This is a genomic window from Arcicella sp. (assembly GCF_964672035.1).
This window is the reverse complement of record NZ_CBABQS010000023.1, coordinates 1-16,412: the sequence shown is the minus strand read 5'-3', so window position 1 is coordinate 16,412 and position 16,412 is coordinate 1. Positions and strand designations below refer to the sequence as shown.

Here is a 16,412-nt window from a genome sequence, read left to right as displayed (position 1 = left end):
TAAATGGACTAAGGAACATCAAAAATCGAACTTCGATTATCAGTTATTTAAACGAATAAAACCGCCATCAATCGGATAATCACATCCCGTAACGAAACCTGCTTCGTCCGAACAAAGGTATAAAGCTAAATGTGCTACTTCTTCGGGTTTTCCCATTCTACCAATGGGTTGGGAACCGGATAATTTTTCAAACATTTCTGCCTTATTATCGGGATAATTTTTCTCCAAAAATCCATCGACGAAAGGCGTATGCACCCGTGCGGGTGAAATGCAATTACAACGAATATTTTCCTTCAAATAGTCTTTGGCAACCGATAAAGTCATGGTTAAAATAGCCCCTTTCGACATGGAATAAGCAAATCTATCCGTAATTCCAACGCTGGCTGCAACGGATGCCATATTTAATATTACACCTCCACCTTGCGCTTTCATCATCGGTACGCTAACGAAAAGACAATTATAAGCACCTTTTACATTTACTTGAAAAATTCGATTAAAATCATCTTCTGAAGTATTTTCGAGATTACCAACGTGCGCAATTCCCGCATTATTTATGAGAATATCAACTTTCCCAATTTCTTGAAAAACTTCCATCACTTTGGCTTGATTGACAATATCGCAAGCATAAGCCTTGGCAATTCCTCCGTTGTTAATTATCTGATTTACAGTCTCTTCGGCAGCGATTTGGTTTAATTCTAAAATATTTACCGATGCGCCTTGTTGAGCAAAAAGCATCGAAATTGCTCGTCCAATTCCTGAGCCGCCACCCGTAATAATTACTGTTTTATTCTGTAATGAAAACATAGTTTTTTGAGTTGTAATAATTACTTATTTCGTTGATGGAGTAACAACGGGTTGATTTTCTTTTATTGGAATACCAAAATCGGGCGTTCCATCTTTTTTCCAATTAATTTTCTGAGCTCTTGGCGAACGAAATCCTCCGCAACCTTGACCCACCTTTGAATTGGCGTGATACAAAATCCAATCTTCTTTGCCATTTGGCGACTTAAAAAATGAATTATGTCCTGGGGCAAAAACACCATTTTCAAGCGATTGTTTGAAAACTGGTTCTTTTGATTTTGTCCAACTTTTAGGATTCGTTAAATCTGATTTTGAACCAGCACTTAACATTCCCAAAGCGTAATAATCTGTCCAACAGCCACTTGCAGAATAAACAATGAATAATTTATTGCCGTGCTTTAATATCTGCGGACCTTCATTGACCTTGACGTGGGGTAAATTTGGGTCGCCAGAAATGTCTCCATATTTTTCCCAATCGTAATCTGAACCCGAAATTTTTGTACGACTTCCATCAATCGTCCACGGATTTTTCAATTTGGCAATATAAATATTTTGTTGCCCATTTGTATCTCCTTCCCAGCCCGACCAAATTATGTATAATTGACCTTTGTGTTCAAAAATATCCCCATCAATAGCCCATTTGTCATTTTGGTCAGCCACTTTTTCTTTGAATATCCAATTGCCAATCATGGGGTCGGGAGAATCATTTTCCAACACGTACATCCGATGATTTTGATTATCGCCATTATCCGCCGCAAAATACAAATACCACTTTCCTTGAATGAAATGGATTTCGGGTGCCCATAATTCTTTTGAATAAAAAGTGCCCTCTGGGGGTGTCCAAACAACTTTATTTGCGGCTGATTTTAATTGCGTTAAGTTTTTAGTCTTCCATAACATCAATTTGTTTTGGGTAGTATGGGTGTAATAATAGAATCCGTCCTTATAAAAACTGTAAGGGTCTGCACCGTAAGGCAATAGAGGATTGGTGAAAAAATCTTTTTTCGGAGTTTGTGAAGTACACAAATTGGCGAAAGAAACCAGTATTAGCAGAAGCCATAGTAGCTTTTTCATTCATTAATAAATTTGTTTCATTAATATCCATTTTTCACTTGCTTTGGCCATTGGCAAAGCCTCCTGATATTCCCACATGAGATTTTCCCAAACTTGCACTTTTTCATTGGCAGCGTCCATTTCGGCTTTTTTCTCAAAACTAAATTCATCAATGGTATCCAAAATCATAAACATTCGGGTATGAAGTCTATAAATTTGCATGGATTCAATGCCAGAATCTTTGATACTTTTCAAGATTTCTGAACTCACGTGTTGATGATATTCTTCGTATTCCGCAATCATTTTTGCGTCGTCTTTCAGGTCGAGGGTTAAGCAAAATCTTTTCATTTTTTCAATTACTATTTTATTCACAAAGAGAACTAAAATATGCTTATACTCAAAATAAAATTAGAATTTATCTAAAATTACCCCTACAGATAGTTTTTCAAAATAAATGAATCTTTATTTTAATTTATCTGTGTTATCTTCGTAATCAACAATTTTATTCAATTTTAAGATTAATGTATGGATTTTTTGCATCAAATATTTGGGGAGGATTTGGGGGCAGCGGCCTTGATTATTGGAAATTTAATTATCATTGAAAGTCTTTTGTCTGTCGATAATGCGGCTGTTTTGGCAACGATGGTGATGGATTTATCGAAAGAGCAACGTAAAAAAGCACTTAAATACGGCATTTTTGGGGCTTATTTTTTCAGAGGACTATGTTTACTTTTTGCTTCAATTTTAGTGAAAATATGGTGGTTGAAACCCATCGGTGGGCTTTACCTTTTGTACTTATGTTTTGATTATTTTAGACGGGAAACTACACCGCAGCAAGAAGATGATACGCTGGATAAAAAATCAAATTGGTTTTACAGAAAAACAATTGGTGCTTTTGGGCCATTCTGGGCAACGGTTGCCTTGGTTGAAGTAATGGATTTAGCATTTTCGATTGATAATGTTTTTGCGGCCGTTGCGTTTACCGATAATTTATACCTGATTTGCATAGGTGTTTTCATCGGAATATTAGCCATGCGTTATGTTGCTCAGGGTTTTGTGAAATTAATGGAAAAATATCCCTTTTTAGAAACTGCTGCTTTTGTAGTGATTGGCGTGCTGGGATTAAAATTAACTTCGTCAGTAATTTGTCATTTCAATGAAAATAACTTTTTCTGTAAATTTTTAGAAAGTGAAGAATCGGATATGTATATTTCATTAATTACCGTTGGTATTTTCGTTGCGCCCATGATTACTTCTTACTTTTTTAATTATCCACATCACAAACGCAAAAAAACTTAAGCAATGTCAAAAATCTTAATATTATTTGTGCGAGCTTATCAAATAATTATTTCACCCTTTTTGCCCAGTTCATGCCGATATACGCCCACGTGTTCGCAATACATGATTGAGGCAATTCAAGAATGGGGATTTTGGAAAGGATTCAAATTAGGCATGAAAAGAATCTCAACGTGTCATCCGTGGGGAGGACACGGTTTTGACCCCGTTCCGAAGAAATAAAAATTATTTTTCTCGTTACGGAAGTCGCCCTTCAAAAGGAAGACTTCTATATATTCAACAGTTACTTCAATTCAAATCAACAAACATTATGCAAACATTTTATCGAAAACTCACTATTTATCTGTTTTTATTTTTTGTGTTTACCACAATAATTCCTAACTACTCATTTGCTCAAACCACCGTTCAATCTCCCGAAGAATTCTTGAATTTTAAGAAAGGAGAGCGTTTTCTGAGACATCATCAAGTTGTTAGTTATTACGAATACATTGCCCGTCAGTATCCGAATCAAGTTAAAATGATTCCTTATGGCTCAACCAACGAAGGTCGTCCTTTGATGGTAGCAGTGGTTGCCTCGGCAGAAAATTTTCCTCAATTAGAAGAAATTAGAACGAATAATTTGAAATCTATCGGTTTGATGGAAGGAAAACCGACGAAAAAACAACCAGCCATTGCGTGGTTGAGTTATAACGTGCATGGTAATGAATCTTCGAGCTCAAACACCGCACCATTTACGATTTTTGAATTGCTAAATTCTGCCAATGCTCGTTCAAAAGCGGTTTTGGCCAATACAATCGTGATTCTTGATCCATGCGTAAATCCCGATGGATATGACCGTTATGTTAATTTCTACAATCAAAAGGTTGGTGGAGTTTATAACGCATTACCTGCTGGAATTGAACACAACGAACCGTGGCCAGGGGGAAGGTTTAACCACTATTTATTTGATTTGAATCGTGATTGGGCTTGGCAAGTCCAGAAAGAATCCCAGGAAAGAATGGCGCTTTACCGTCAATGGATGCCCCATTTACACGCTGATTTTCACGAACAAGGTGTTGAGAACCCTTACTATTTTTCACCATCCGCAAAACCTTATCACGAAGATATCACATCTTGGCAAAGAGAATTTCAAACGATTTTAGGAAATTATAACAAACGTGATTTTGATAAAAATGGTTGGTTATATTTCTCAAAAGAGCGTTTTGATTTACTTTATCCTTCTTACGGTGATACTTACCCAACCTATAATGGTGCTTTCGGAATGACTTACGAACAAGGCGGTTCTGGACGTGCTGGCTTGGGAGTTGCCAAAAGAGACGGCGATACGTTGACGTTAAAACAAAGAATTGACCACCATTTTAGTACTTCGTATGCTTGTATGGAAGCACTTTCTGCCAATGCCGACAAAGCGGTTACTGAGTTTGTGAAATTCTTTGAAAATGCGCAAAAATCGCCCATTGGTCTGTATAAATCATATGTTTTTAAAACGAAAGGAAACGAAAGCAGAGTGAAAGAATTTGTGAATTATTTAGAACGAGAAAATTTTCAATATGGTGTTGCGGGTAAATCAATGATGGCTTCGGGTTATAATTATCAAGAAGATAAAAATCAGACTTTTTCCATTGAAGCGGATGATATTGTGATAAATCTATTTCAACCACGTTCAACTTTTTTAAAGATTTTATTGGAACCTAAAACCACCGTTGAAGACTCGTTAACGTACGATATTACTTCGTGGTCGTTGCCCTTTGCTTATGGTTTAAACACTTTTGCGGTAAAGGACAGAATTAATCCCGCTGGAAAACCACAATTTGCCAATTCGACCTTAAAAATTGACAAACCGTATGCTTATTTAGCCAGATGGAATTCATTTGCGGAATTGAAATTTTTAACGGCCTTGTATAAAAAAGGCATTAAAGTACGTTCGGCAGGAAAGCCTTTTGAAGTAGAAAATATGTCATTTAACGAAGGTACATTGATTATTGCTCGTACTGGAAATGAACGGTTAGGGGATAATTTTGATAAAATTGTAAAATCAGAAGCGGAACGTTTAGGCGTTAATTTATCATCGGTTTCTACTGGCATGTCTTCTAAAGGTTCTGATTTTGGTTCGGATAATGTCAATTATTTAAAACCACCTAAAATCGCTTTACTTTCGGGCGATGGCATCGTACCAACTTCTTTTGGGGCTACTTGGCATTTCTTCGATAAGCAGTTAGAATATCCTGCTACGATTTTGGGCGAAAGTTATTTTTCAAGTACTGACCTTTCAAAATTCGACGTGTTGATTTTGACGGATGGAAATTATGGCAAAATTTTGGATGATAAAAATCTTACAAAAATTAAGGATTTTGTGAGAGCAGGAGGTAAATTAATTGCGGTTCAAGGCGCTTTAAATGCGTTTGCGGGCAAAGACGGTTTTGAATTAAAACACAAAGAAGAAGACAAGAAAAAAGATGAAAGTAAGGATAAAGAAAATGACAAATTAAAAATTTATGCCAATGCTGAACGTGAATCTGCTTCGGACGAAACGCCAGGAAGTATTTATAAATTAACGATGGATAATACGAATCCTTTGGCATTTGGATACGATAAAAATTATTTCAGTTTAGTGCTTGAAACCTCTGATTATCAGTACCTTAGCTCAGGTTGGAATGTGGGTGTGATTAAAGAAAAGGCAATGGTAGCCGGTTTTGTGGGAATTAAAGCACAGGACAAATTGAAGAATTCATTGATTTTTGGAACGCAAGATTTTGGTAGAGGACAAATCGTTTACATGGCTAACGACCCAATTTTTAGAGGTTTTTGGCAGAATGGGAAGTTATTGTTTGGTAACGCTGTATTTGTGGTAGGAAATTAAAATAACGCTGGCTGGGTTCAAAACCCAGCCAGCGTTATAACCTAATTATTTATTTAAAACGTAACGAAATGCCGTTCCCGAGAGCGTGTATCCAGTAGTCTTCGCAGTTGAAAATACTTTATAATTAACATTCATCAAACCACTGGCTCCCAAATCTTGCGCCTGAAGTACCATCCTGTCTAATAAAGCTTTCTTTTGCTGTTGGTCGTTTCCACGGTTCAACATTCTACCTTTATAAAGCTGGTCAGGTTGAATGGGACTTTCATCCGAAATCGACAATTTCTCAATTTCTTGTGTTTCTGTTTGCGGTTTCTCTTGCCCAATTAAAATCTCAATTGGATATTTATCTGGTATAGCAAAACCCAAACCATCGTGTCTATCATTAGTCCCAGTTTGATAATTGGGCTGATAATAAGAAGTAGTTTGTAAATTTTTATTCGATTTACAAGCAGTAAATAGTAGGCAGGAGAAAGTAGTCAGTAGGCAGTAAATAAAAAACTTCCCGGCTCTAATTTCCTTAAAATATTTAAACGGTTTCTGAATCATATATTAATACCTTTTCCCAAAGGTGTTTACAATCGTCTATAAATTTAAGGTGTAAAGGATGAACTTGATACACATCGTGTCCCGCTTCATCGTTAAAAATTGTTAATTCGCAATAATCGTAACTGCGGTCAATTACAGGACGGTCAGTTGCTGCTGGTGTACCAATATTAAACGTTACAAGAGATTCAATATTACCGAGCGTCTTAACGCCATCGACAAATTGCTGACGCTCTGCGTCTGTTAGGTCTTTTTTCAACCAAAAATTTACTACGTGAACAAACATGATGAATTTGAATATTTATTAATTTGAAAATAATTTAAGAAAAATATCAAAGCGTGAGGGAACAGGAAATATAAAAAACTAATTTTCTCTAAACTCTAAACTCTAAACTCTAAACTCTAAACTCTAAACTCTAAACTCTAACTAAAGGCTATCTTTCGCAATAACGGCTTTCATTCTTTCCCCTAATTCATCCGAGGCTTTCATCAAAGGCAAACGCACATCTGAGCCACAAATACCTTTCAATTCTAAGATTTTCTTAACGCCAACTGGATTTCCTTCTTCGTATAAAAGTGGGTCAATGGCTAAGAAACTGCCCAACATGGTTCTTGCTTTTAGAAAATTACCGTCCAAAGCTGCGTGAATCATTTCGCTAAATTGTGCAGGAATTGCATTGGCAATCACCGAAATAATACCCACCCCACCACAAGCAATTGTAGGTACTGCTTGAACATCATCACCAGAAATTAGTAAGAAATCTTCTGGCTTATCTTTGTTAATTTCCATGCACTGTTCGATGATGCAAGAAGCTTCTTTAATCCCAATAATATTTGGATGTTGAGCTAAAGTTAAAGTCGTAGCAGCCGACATATTGATCCCAGAGCGACCAGGAATATTATACATAATTACGGGTACTGGACTCGCATCCGCAATGGCCGTATAATGAGCAATTACACCTCTTGCCCCAGGTTTGTTATAATATGGACAAACCGACAAAATGGCATCAATTCCTTGAAAATCAATTTCCTTGAATGATTGAACAACATTTGGTGTATTGTTGCCACCTAAACCATACACAATTGGAAGATTCTTTGAATTATTTTCTTTGATAAAATCTAAAATTGCTTTTTGTTCATTTTTATCAGTGGTTGCTGACTCTCCCGTTGTTCCGTGAACCACTAAATAATCCACGCCACCGTCAGTAACGTGTTGAATTAATTTTTTTAATCCTTGAAAATCTACTTGCCCATCCGCAAACATTGGGGTAATTAAGGCAGGGGCAACCCCGTGAAATTTTGGTCTCATTTTTCTATAATCCGAACTTTCCAGTACGGTTGAATTGCATTTTAATTTATAATATTCCGAACTGGAAAGTTCAGGTTACAACATTTGTATAAAATCGTTTTCCGAAATAATCGAAACTTTCATTTTTTGTGCTTTTTCTAATTTTGAAGGACCAGCTTCTGAACCCGCAATTAGAAAATTTAATTTGCCCGAAACACCACTTAACACTTTTCCACCGTTGGCTTCAATCTTCATTTTCAAATCATCCCGTTCAAAATGTTGAAATGTTCCCGAAATTACGAAAGTTTTTCCCGCTAATTTATCTCCTTCCACAACTATTTCAACCGCATTATGGGTAAATTGTAAGCCAGCACCTTTCAAACGGGCGATAAAATCTTGATAATCAGCATTTTGAAAATATTCTACTACACTTTGAGCAATCCGTCCACCAATTTCTGGAACTTGTAATAATTCTTCTAAATTCGCTTTTGCCAAATTATCAATATTATTGAAATAAACCGCTAATTTTTCTGCTACCGTTGCGCCAACAAATCGGATTCCAATGCCAAATAATACTTGTTTAAAAGGGATTTGCTTAGATTTTTCTACTCCCAATAAAATATTTTGAATAGACTTTTCTTTAAAACCATCTAAATTTAAAAGGTTTTCGTATTTCAAATCGTATAAATCGGCGGGCGTTGTTACGAGGCCTTTTCTATAAAACATATCAATTGTTTCAGTGCCTAAATTCTCAATATTCAAGGCTTTTCTCTGAATAAAATGTTCGATTTTTCCTTTTATTTGCGGAGGACATCCTTTTTCGTTTGGACAATAATGGTTGGCTTCTCCGTCCTTTCTAATCAAGGTTGTTCCACATTCGGGGCATTCAGTTGGAAATTGAACTTTATCAAGATTGACCGTACGCTTTGCTAAATCAACGGCAGTGATTTTTGGAATTATTTCGCCACCTTTTTCAACAAAAACATAATCGCCAATGTATAAATCTAACCGTTCTATTTCATTGGAATTATGAATACTGGCACGTTTAACGGTTGTTCCTGCCAACAGCACAGGTTTTAAATTGGCCACTGGTGTAACATTTCCAGTTCTTCCCACTTGATAACTAACTGATTCTAAAAGGGTTGAAGCAGCTTCGGATGGATATTTATAAGCAATGGCCCATCTTGGAGATTTAGCCGTGTATCCCAAAATTTCACGCTGAGCGAATGAATTTAATTTAATAACAATTCCATCAGTATTTAAAGGTAATTTGAATCTTTCAGTATTCCATTGGTCAATAAAGTTTAAAACTTCCTCCATGTTTTGACACTTTTTCCAAGTTTGCGAAACGTTAAACCCTAACTCTTTCATCCGAATTAAGCTTTCTTCATGGGTGTCAAATACCTGTTCATCCGCTAAAAATTGGTAAAGATAACAATCCATTTTACGTTTCGCCACTACCGCTGAATCTTGCATTTTAAAAGTTCCCGAAGCGGCATTTCTTGGGTTTGCCAAAAGCTGTTCGCCAATATCTTCTCGTTCTTTATTTAATGCTTCAAAAGTTGTTAAAGGCATAAATCCTTCTCCCCGAACTTCAAAGCGATTTGGCATGTTTTTTGCTCGTATATTCAGTGGAACGGTTCTAATGGTTCGTACATTTGCAGTGATATCGTCACCTCTTACGCCGTCGCCACGGGTAACACCACGTATCAATGTTCCATTTTCGTACCATAGCGATAAAGCCACTCCGTCAAATTTTAATTCGCAAATATATTCGTAATCTACTCCGCCAAGCCCTTTACGAATTCGTTCATCAAAATCCGCCAAATCTTTTGCGTTATATGTGTTGCCCAATGAAAGCATTGGATAACGATGATTTACTGACTCAAATTCTTTGGAAACCAAGCCTCCGACACGATGCGTTGGTGAATCTTTTCTCACAAATTCAGGATACCGATTTTCTAAGTTAACGAGTTGTTCTAAGAGTTCATCAAATTCAAAATCAGATACTTCTGAGATGGAATTTTGATAATATTGAAAATTCAAATCGTTTAATTTTTCCGTTAAATGGTTGATTTGTTCCTGTGAAGTCATGGAGATAAAGTTATTTTTAGGCTAAATTAACGCCAAAAAATAAGTTATAGTAAGATTTTTATTAAAAACCTTTAAATTTACAACCTTACGCTTGTAATTTGCAAAATCATGAAAAAAGCCTTTACTACTTCAATTATCAATACTTTAATGATTGGCACTTTAATTATTTTTTCGCATTTTTCTTTTTCTCAATCAAATATTAGATTCGGAATTCGAGGAGGTGTTCATGCGGGAACCCAATTTGGGCGTGCCATAATCACCAACCCAAAAGGTACTTTGGTTGGTTTTGAAGGAGCAGTATTTGCAAATATTGAACTTTCAGAAGATATTTCACTTTGTCCAGAAATTGCCTTTAGCCAAAAAGGGTTCAAATTGGATACCACAGAAATTACTTCCAATTATTTTGAAGTTCCGTTATTACTAAAAATCAACATGGGCGATGGTGGTTTATATACCATTATTGGACCGTATGTTTCCTATTTGCCAACCGTAAATGTGAAAGCACCCGATGAAAAAGCACTCGGATTCGGCGGTACTTTTGGCTTCGGTACAAGGGTAGGCGACCATCTAATTATCGAAGGACGTTATAATTTCAATGGTAATATCTGGAAATTAGCATCCGACTCTTCAAAACTTTATGGCTTCAGAAATACGACGATTGGATTATCGTTGGGATATCTATTTTAGTAATATTTGCCCGATTTATGGCCTTCTTGAAATTTTCAAGGAGGCTTTTTTATTGTTTGGGGGATTTATATGTAATAATTTTGCGCTAAAATTAATGTATTTCAAATTTTCTATGAATTTATCTCGTTACTCCATTCCCTTTTTACTTTTAATACTTGTCTTAGCCTTCGGTTTAAGAACCTATAACCTTGATAAACATGGTATTTTCTTTGATGAAAAAGCAACCGTTTTGGTAAGTCAGGGCATGGCGATGGAAGGCAATACGCAGAAAAACTGCTTTTATACCCAAGGAAAAACCACTTTTACGCCCAAAGAATTTTGGGCTGATAAATCGGTAGAAGATTATTATGATGCCATCAGACGAAGCGATATAGGCAACAGTCCGTTTTATTATGTCATGCTTCATAACTGGATAAATTTATTTGGAATTTCTGATTATTCAATCCGATTTTTATCCGTTTTATTCAGTTGTTTGACGATTATTCTTTTGTTTTTCTTCATCATAGAACATTTTAAAAACCTTCAATTAACCCTTTTAGCCTGCTTTTTAATGGCGATTGAGCCATTTTTTATTGCGTACAGTCAGCAAGCTCGTAATTATTCTTTGAGCTTTTTCTTAACGCTTTTAGTAACGCATATTTTCTTGAAAATCATTAAAAATGAGGAAGTTGGCGTAAAGAAAAATGGTCTGTACTGGCTTTATGGATTCCTTTCGGCCATGTGTTTGCTCTCTCATTTCTTAACGGCAACGGTTTTTATGGCGCATGGATTGTACGTTTTATTGTTTGTTAGAAAATCTCGCCCGTGGATTTTGTTACCAATTTCATTGTCTATCGGAGCGTTAGCTTTTGGCTATTGGATTTTATACGGGGGAGGAAATTACACGTTTTCCACCTTAAGTTACCAAGCCAAGATTTATTATCAAGAAGCCCATCAAACTCCAAATCCACACGCAGGGTATATAGACCCCGCAACGCTCGGAAATGTTACGAAAAAATCATTGCCAATTTTCACGGATTTATTCATTGCAAGTAATAATATTTTGAGTAATACCGTTGGAAAAAAGAATTTATTTTTAGCTATGTTGATTGCTATTTTGTCCGTTTTTTCTTTGTTTAAATATCAAAAAACAAAGCAGGGATTATGGATTGGCATTATTTTAGGTGTAAATGCTGTCGGCTTTTTACTGTATTCAACGGCAAAATTCCAGTATTTGGAGTTAGTAAATTGTGGTTTGTTATTTTATCTTTTTATTGAATATTGGCGAACAACTAAAGCCAAATCGCAAAGGACACAAAATTGGTTTTTGGTCATTTTAGCTTTCTTACCAACCCTTTTTTTAGTAGCTGCAACCTTCAAAAATGGACATACTTTCGGCCTTTCTCAGCGGTATTCTGGTTTCTCATTTCCATATTCGATTATTATAGTGAGTTTGGCGCTTTTGCAAGCAAATGCTACATCAAAACCGCTTAATTATGTAGTCTGGGCCGTTTTTGCCATCCATTTATTTTTCGTTGGTACCACGATTAAAACCGTATTAAACGATGAATCTTTTAAATATAATTACCGAGATAAAGCCCGTTCAGAAAATCCTTATCCTTTGATTGCCAGTAAGTTGGAGCAACAATATCAAACGGGCGATACCATTGTGTTTCCTTCCTACGTAAAGATTTTTTATGAAACGGATTTTTATACAAAAAATATAAAAAAGTCGGTTTTAGACGCACAGTACGTAAATTTGTACTTTCCAAAAGATGCTGAATATGTCCAAACGATTGATGCGAAAGAACCCAATCGAGTAATTTTGAAGAAAAAAGATGGTCAAAAAATTGAAATTTTTGACTTGAAGGGCGATTTATTTCGATATTAATTACGATTTTCGATGTTCGAATTCACTCCAAAATCAATAATTTCTAACAACAAACATCGAGCAACGAACAACGAATAAAAAAAACGAACAACAAAAATATGAGTAACATACTAATTGCCCCATCATTGCTGGCTGCTGATTTTGCTAATCTCCAACGAGATATTGAAATGGTCAATAATTCACAAGCCGATTGGTTTCACATTGATGTAATGGATGGGCTATTTGTGCCAAATATTTCTTTCGGAATGCCAGTTATAGAAGCCATTAATCGTCACGCCAAAAAACCTTTGGATGTGCATTTGATGATTGAAAAACCTGAGCGTTATGTAGCAGAATTTAAAAGAATCGGGGCTACGAATATTACGGTTCATTATGAAGCCTGTACACATTTACATCGTACTATTCAGCAAATCAAGGACTTAGGTTGTTTGGCTGGAGTCGTTTTGAATCCTGCAACGCCTGTTTCGGTTTTAGAAGAAATTTTGCCAGATTGTGGAATGATTTTATTAATGTCGGTAAATCCAGGTTATGGCGGACAAAAATTTATCGAATCTACTTACGAAAAGGTTAGAAAACTTCGTAAAATGATTGACGAAAAAGGGCTTTCAACTTTAATTGAAATTGATGGTGGCGTAAATCAAGAAACTGGTCAGAAATTAGTGGATGCGGGAGCAGACGTTTTGATTGCGGGGAGTTACGTTTTTAGTAATGCAAATCCATTGGAAGCAATTGCTGGATTAAAAGATATCAAAAAGAGCTAAGGTAATTGTAGAGAATGTAAGGACGGCATCCCTTTGAGGGATGCCGTCCTTTTTACGAAAAACAAAATCCGGGTAAATCGGTTAAATCCCTACAATCTGTGGTCTAATCACTATTCAAAATGCTCAAAATCGCATATTCGCCTATCTACCAACACTCACTTCCCGAAGGACATCGTTTTCCGATGTTGAAATATGAATTAATTCCCGAACAATTATTGTACGAAGGGACTTGCACACCCGAAAATTTCTTTGTTCCCAATCCGGTTGATTCAACATGGATTCTTCGCACGCATACAAAAGCGTATTGGGAGGATTTGAAAAATCTAAGGCTCGACCCCAAAATGATTCGTAAAATAGGCTTCCCTTTATCGGCAGAACTGGTTTTACGAGAAACTATTATCACGCAAGGAACAATTGATTGTTGCCATTTTGCCTTTGAAAACCAAATTGCCATGAACGTGGCGGGAGGGACGCATCACGCATTTACGGACAAAGGAGAAGGGTTTTGTTTACTGAATGATATAGGCATAGCCGCTAATTATTTGCTTGATAATCAGTTAGCTACAAAAATATTAGTTATTGATTTAGACGTTCATCAAGGCAATGGAACGGCAGAAATTTTCCAAAATGAAGCACGAGTATTTACTTTTTCAATGCATGGGAAAGAAAACTACCCACTCCATAAGGAAAAATCAGATTTAGATATTGAATTGTCAACTTATTCCAGAGATGAAGAATACCTAAAAATTCTGTTTGAGACTTTACCAAAACTTATTACAGCGCAAAAGCCTGATTTTCTATTTTATGTATCGGGTGTCGATATTTTAGAAACGGATAAATTAGGGAAACTAAGTATTTCTATACAAGGTTGCTACCGTCGTGATGAGTTTGTTTTTCAACAAGCCATCAAATATAAATTACCAATTGTTGTTTCGATGGGCGGGGGATATTCACCTCAAATTCGGGACATTGTGGAGGCACATTGCAATACTTTTCGATTAGCTGAAAAGATGTTCTTTTAATATTATTATTAATGGTTTAACGAAAGCTAAGTTTAAAACCCAGCTTACGTTGGTTTAAGAAGAATATTATTTTTTGATTTATTTTCTTCGTAAATTACTGTTCTATTCAACTTTCTAATAATAACATGAAAAAAATAATACCCTTCAAATTTGGGCTTATTGCTCTTTTTCTGATGGCTTTTTTAGCAAATTCTTTTGCTCAAAAATCTAAAACTAAATCTGCGGCTCCAATAATTACTCGAAATGCAGTAATTGCCGTGAATGATAGTCTTTATAACGGCTTAAAATGGCGAAATATTGGCCCTTACCGTTCCGGACGCTCTTTGGCGGTGGCAGGACACGCAGATCAACCTTTAACTTACTATTTTGGCGCCGTAGGTGGAGGTGTTTGGAAAACCATCGATGCTGGAGCAAATTGGTTTTCTGTTTCTGATTCTACCTTTCATTCTTCATCAGTAGGGGCAATTGCCGTCGCTCCGTCCGACCCAAATGTTTTATACGTTGGGATGGGTGAAGGTGATATGAGAAGTAATATTTCGTATGGCGATGGAGTTTATAAATCTACCGATGCGGGTAAATCTTGGAAACACGTCGGATTAGAAAAAGCGGATGCTATTTCAAATATTGAAATTCATCCGACCAATCCAGATATTGCCTACGTGGCTTCGGTGGGAAACCCTTTCGCTCCCAATCCAGAAAGGGGCGTGTTTAGAACCAGCGATGGTGGAAAATCTTGGAAACAAATTCTTGCTAAAAACGACAGTACGGGTGCGGTTATGGTAAGAATTGACCCCAATAATCCACGAATTATTTATGCGGCTATGTGGCAAGCCTATCGAAATGGCTATTCGATGAGTAGCGGTGGAAAAGGTTGTGGACTTTATAAATCAGTGGATGGTGGCGATACTTGGGAAAATCTAAGCCAAAAACCGGGAATGCCTAAGGGTGTTTTAGGGAAAATTGGTATTGCCGTTGCTGCCTCTAACTCAAATCGTTTATTCGCTTTAGTTGAAAATGCGAAAGGAGGACTTTTTCGTTCGGATGATGGTGGCGAGCATTGGACTTTAATTAACGAAGACAAAAATCTTTGGCAGCGTTGTTGGTATTATATGGATTTGGAAATTGACCCAAAAAATGAAAATAATTTGATTGTGTTGAATGTGAATGCGATGAAATCGAACGATGGCGGAAAAAGTTTCAAACGAATTATGGTTCATCATGGTGACACGCACGACTGTTGGATAAACCCAAAGAATCCAGATAATTATGTGATTGGTGACGATGGTGGGGCAGAAGTAACTTTCAATGGTGGAGCGACTTTTTCGGATATCGATATGCCAACCGCTCAATTTTATCACGTTGCTTTAGATAATGATTTCCCCTATAATGTTTATGGTGCGCAACAGGATAATTCATCGGTTCGAATTGCCTCAAGAACCGATGGGAATAGCATTGATAATAAAGCGTGGTATCCTGTAGCGGGTGGAGAAGCAGGTTATATTGCCCCAGACCCGCTGAACTCAAAAATTACTTACGGTGGTGAATACGATGGTCAGATGTCGCAACACAATAAAGAAACTGGCGAAACTCGTGATGTCGCTATTTGGCCCGAATCAGCCATTGGAGCGCCTTCAATCGTGAAAAAATATCGTTTTCAATGGACATACCCGATTGTATTTTCTCCTCATAATCCGAAAGAATTATACATTACTTCTAATTATGTGCATGTTACTACGAATAGTGGATATAGTTGGGAAACGATTTCGCCAGATTTAACCCGAAACGACCCTAAGACATTAGGAGAAACGGGTGGCCCGATCACAAAAGACATGACAGGGGCGGAGATTTACGGAACGATTTTCACGTTTGCTGAATCTCCAACCGAAAAAGGAAATTTCTGGACAGGTTCGGATGATGGCTTGGTTCATGTATCAAAAGATGGTGGCAAAAAGTGGGAAAATATTTCGTTGCCTACTTCACAATTGCCCGATTATAGCTTAATTAATTTGATTTCACCATCAGAGTTTGATAAAGGAAAGGCTTATTTGGCTGCCACAAAATACATGTTTGGCGATAGAAAACCATATTTGTTCAAAACATCCGATTATGGAAAAACTTGGACAAAAATTACGAATGG

General features: G+C 36.6%; 15 protein-coding genes. 8 read left to right on the top strand and 7 right to left on the bottom strand.

Annotated features, from left to right (window positions below; genetic code table 11):
* Positions 1 to 39: 39 nt before the first annotated feature.
* From AC1W31_RS08695 to AC1W31_RS08685, 3 genes are read right to left on the bottom strand one after another with little or no spacing between them, the layout of a single operon-like run.
* Positions 40 to 804: an SDR family NAD(P)-dependent oxidoreductase gene (locus tag AC1W31_RS08695; RefSeq protein WP_481734040.1), complete on the bottom strand. Its 765-nt coding sequence runs from the start codon at positions 802 to 804 to the stop codon at positions 40 to 42.
* 24 nt (positions 805 to 828) lie between these two features.
* Complete coding sequence (locus AC1W31_RS08690; RefSeq protein ID WP_481734039.1) at positions 829 to 1,875, bottom strand: glycoside hydrolase family 43 protein; 1,047 nt, start codon at positions 1,873 to 1,875, stop codon at positions 829 to 831.
* A gap of 3 nt (positions 1,876 to 1,878) precedes the next feature.
* Complete coding sequence (locus AC1W31_RS08685) at positions 1,879 to 2,202, bottom strand: L-rhamnose mutarotase (RefSeq protein WP_481734038.1); 324 nt, start codon at positions 2,200 to 2,202, stop codon at positions 1,879 to 1,881.
* A 177-nt stretch (positions 2,203 to 2,379) separates the two neighbouring features.
* Between AC1W31_RS08685 and AC1W31_RS08680 the strand changes: the two genes are divergently transcribed.
* The 3 genes from AC1W31_RS08680 to AC1W31_RS08670 all read left to right on the top strand — a co-directional run bounded on the left by AC1W31_RS08680 (position 2,380) and on the right by AC1W31_RS08670 (position 6,010).
* Positions 2,380 to 3,153 carry a TerC family protein gene (locus tag AC1W31_RS08680; RefSeq protein WP_481734037.1) on the top strand — a complete coding sequence of 258 codons (774 nt, stop codon included), beginning with the start codon at positions 2,380 to 2,382 and terminating at the stop codon, positions 3,151 to 3,153.
* A 3-nt stretch (positions 3,154 to 3,156) separates the two neighbouring features.
* Positions 3,157 to 3,372, top strand: coding sequence for a membrane protein insertion efficiency factor YidD (gene yidD / locus AC1W31_RS08675; protein WP_481734036.1), 216 nt, complete (start codon positions 3,157 to 3,159; stop codon positions 3,370 to 3,372).
* A gap of 88 nt (positions 3,373 to 3,460) precedes the next feature.
* Positions 3,461 to 6,010, top strand: coding sequence for a M14 family zinc carboxypeptidase (locus AC1W31_RS08670; RefSeq protein WP_481734035.1), 2,550 nt, complete (start codon positions 3,461 to 3,463; stop codon positions 6,008 to 6,010).
* A gap of 45 nt (positions 6,011 to 6,055) precedes the next feature.
* Here the strand turns inward: AC1W31_RS08670 and AC1W31_RS08665 are convergent, their stop codons facing one another.
* The 4 genes from AC1W31_RS08665 to ligA form a co-directional block, all read right to left on the bottom strand.
* Entirely contained in the window at positions 6,056 to 6,556 is a 501-nt protein-coding gene (locus AC1W31_RS08665) for a hypothetical protein (protein ID WP_481734034.1), read from the bottom strand.
* Positions 6,537 to 6,839, bottom strand: a complete 303-nt coding sequence (locus AC1W31_RS08660) for a Dabb family protein (protein WP_481734033.1) — start codon at positions 6,837 to 6,839, stop codon at positions 6,537 to 6,539. The genes AC1W31_RS08665 and AC1W31_RS08660 overlap by 20 nt, the downstream gene beginning before the upstream one ends.
* A 141-nt stretch (positions 6,840 to 6,980) precedes the next feature.
* On the bottom strand, positions 6,981 to 7,862 hold the full coding sequence (dapA, locus tag AC1W31_RS08655; protein ID WP_481734032.1) for a 4-hydroxy-tetrahydrodipicolinate synthase: 882 nt from the start codon (positions 7,860 to 7,862) through the stop codon (positions 6,981 to 6,983).
* A 75-nt stretch (positions 7,863 to 7,937) separates the two neighbouring features.
* Positions 7,938 to 9,935 carry an NAD-dependent DNA ligase LigA gene (gene ligA / locus AC1W31_RS08650; protein ID WP_481734031.1) on the bottom strand — a complete coding sequence of 666 codons (1,998 nt, stop codon included), beginning with the start codon at positions 9,933 to 9,935 and terminating at the stop codon, positions 7,938 to 7,940.
* 108 nt (positions 9,936 to 10,043) lie between these two features.
* On the opposite strand from ligA, the gene AC1W31_RS08645 reads away from it, so the two are divergent.
* The 5 genes from AC1W31_RS08645 to AC1W31_RS08625 all read left to right on the top strand — a co-directional run.
* Positions 10,044 to 10,622, top strand: a complete 579-nt coding sequence (locus tag AC1W31_RS08645; protein WP_481734030.1) for an outer membrane beta-barrel protein — start codon at positions 10,044 to 10,046, stop codon at positions 10,620 to 10,622.
* Positions 10,573 to 12,492 (top strand): glycosyltransferase family 39 protein, encoded by a 1,920-nt coding sequence (locus AC1W31_RS08640; RefSeq protein ID WP_481734029.1) that lies wholly within the window; start codon positions 10,573 to 10,575, stop codon positions 12,490 to 12,492. Before AC1W31_RS08645 ends, AC1W31_RS08640 begins: the two co-directional genes overlap by 50 nt.
* Positions 12,493 to 12,590: 98 nt before the next feature.
* Positions 12,591 to 13,253, top strand: coding sequence for a ribulose-phosphate 3-epimerase (gene rpe, locus AC1W31_RS08635; protein ID WP_481734028.1), 663 nt, complete (start codon positions 12,591 to 12,593; stop codon positions 13,251 to 13,253).
* A 119-nt stretch (positions 13,254 to 13,372) separates the two neighbouring features.
* Positions 13,373 to 14,275: a histone deacetylase family protein gene (locus tag AC1W31_RS08630; RefSeq protein ID WP_481734027.1), complete on the top strand. Its 903-nt coding sequence runs from the start codon at positions 13,373 to 13,375 to the stop codon at positions 14,273 to 14,275.
* Between the two features lie 125 nt (positions 14,276 to 14,400).
* Positions 14,401 to 16,412, top strand: a 2,012-nt coding sequence (locus AC1W31_RS08625; protein ID WP_481734026.1) for a WD40/YVTN/BNR-like repeat-containing protein, incomplete at its 3' end; no start/stop codon positions are given.

Coding starts and splice junctions, on each gene's coding strand:
- AC1W31_RS08630 (WP_481734027.1), top strand. CDS start 13,373: ATGCTCAAAATCGCATATTCGCCTATCTACCAACACTCACTTCCCGAA.
- AC1W31_RS08680 (WP_481734037.1), top strand. CDS start 2,380: ATGGATTTTTTGCATCAAATATTTGGGGAGGATTTGGGGGCAGCGGCC.
- AC1W31_RS08645 (WP_481734030.1), top strand. CDS start 10,044: ATGAAAAAAGCCTTTACTACTTCAATTATCAATACTTTAATGATTGGC.
- dapA (WP_481734032.1), bottom strand. CDS start 7,862: ATGAGACCAAAATTTCACGGGGTTGCCCCTGCCTTAATTACCCCAATG.
- AC1W31_RS08685 (WP_481734038.1), bottom strand. CDS start 2,202: ATGAAAAGATTTTGCTTAACCCTCGACCTGAAAGACGACGCAAAAATG.
- AC1W31_RS08670 (WP_481734035.1), top strand. CDS start 3,461: ATGCAAACATTTTATCGAAAACTCACTATTTATCTGTTTTTATTTTTT.
- AC1W31_RS08640 (WP_481734029.1), top strand. CDS start 10,573: ATGGCTTCAGAAATACGACGATTGGATTATCGTTGGGATATCTATTTT.
- AC1W31_RS08695 (WP_481734040.1), bottom strand. CDS start 804: ATGTTTTCATTACAGAATAAAACAGTAATTATTACGGGTGGCGGCTCA.
- rpe (WP_481734028.1), top strand. CDS start 12,591: ATGAGTAACATACTAATTGCCCCATCATTGCTGGCTGCTGATTTTGCT.
- yidD (WP_481734036.1), top strand. CDS start 3,157: ATGTCAAAAATCTTAATATTATTTGTGCGAGCTTATCAAATAATTATT.
- AC1W31_RS08690 (WP_481734039.1), bottom strand. CDS start 1,875: ATGAAAAAGCTACTATGGCTTCTGCTAATACTGGTTTCTTTCGCCAAT.
- AC1W31_RS08665 (WP_481734034.1), bottom strand. CDS start 6,556: ATGATTCAGAAACCGTTTAAATATTTTAAGGAAATTAGAGCCGGGAAG.
- AC1W31_RS08660 (WP_481734033.1), bottom strand. CDS start 6,839: ATGTTTGTTCACGTAGTAAATTTTTGGTTGAAAAAAGACCTAACAGAC.
- ligA (WP_481734031.1), bottom strand. CDS start 9,935: ATGACTTCACAGGAACAAATCAACCATTTAACGGAAAAATTAAACGAT.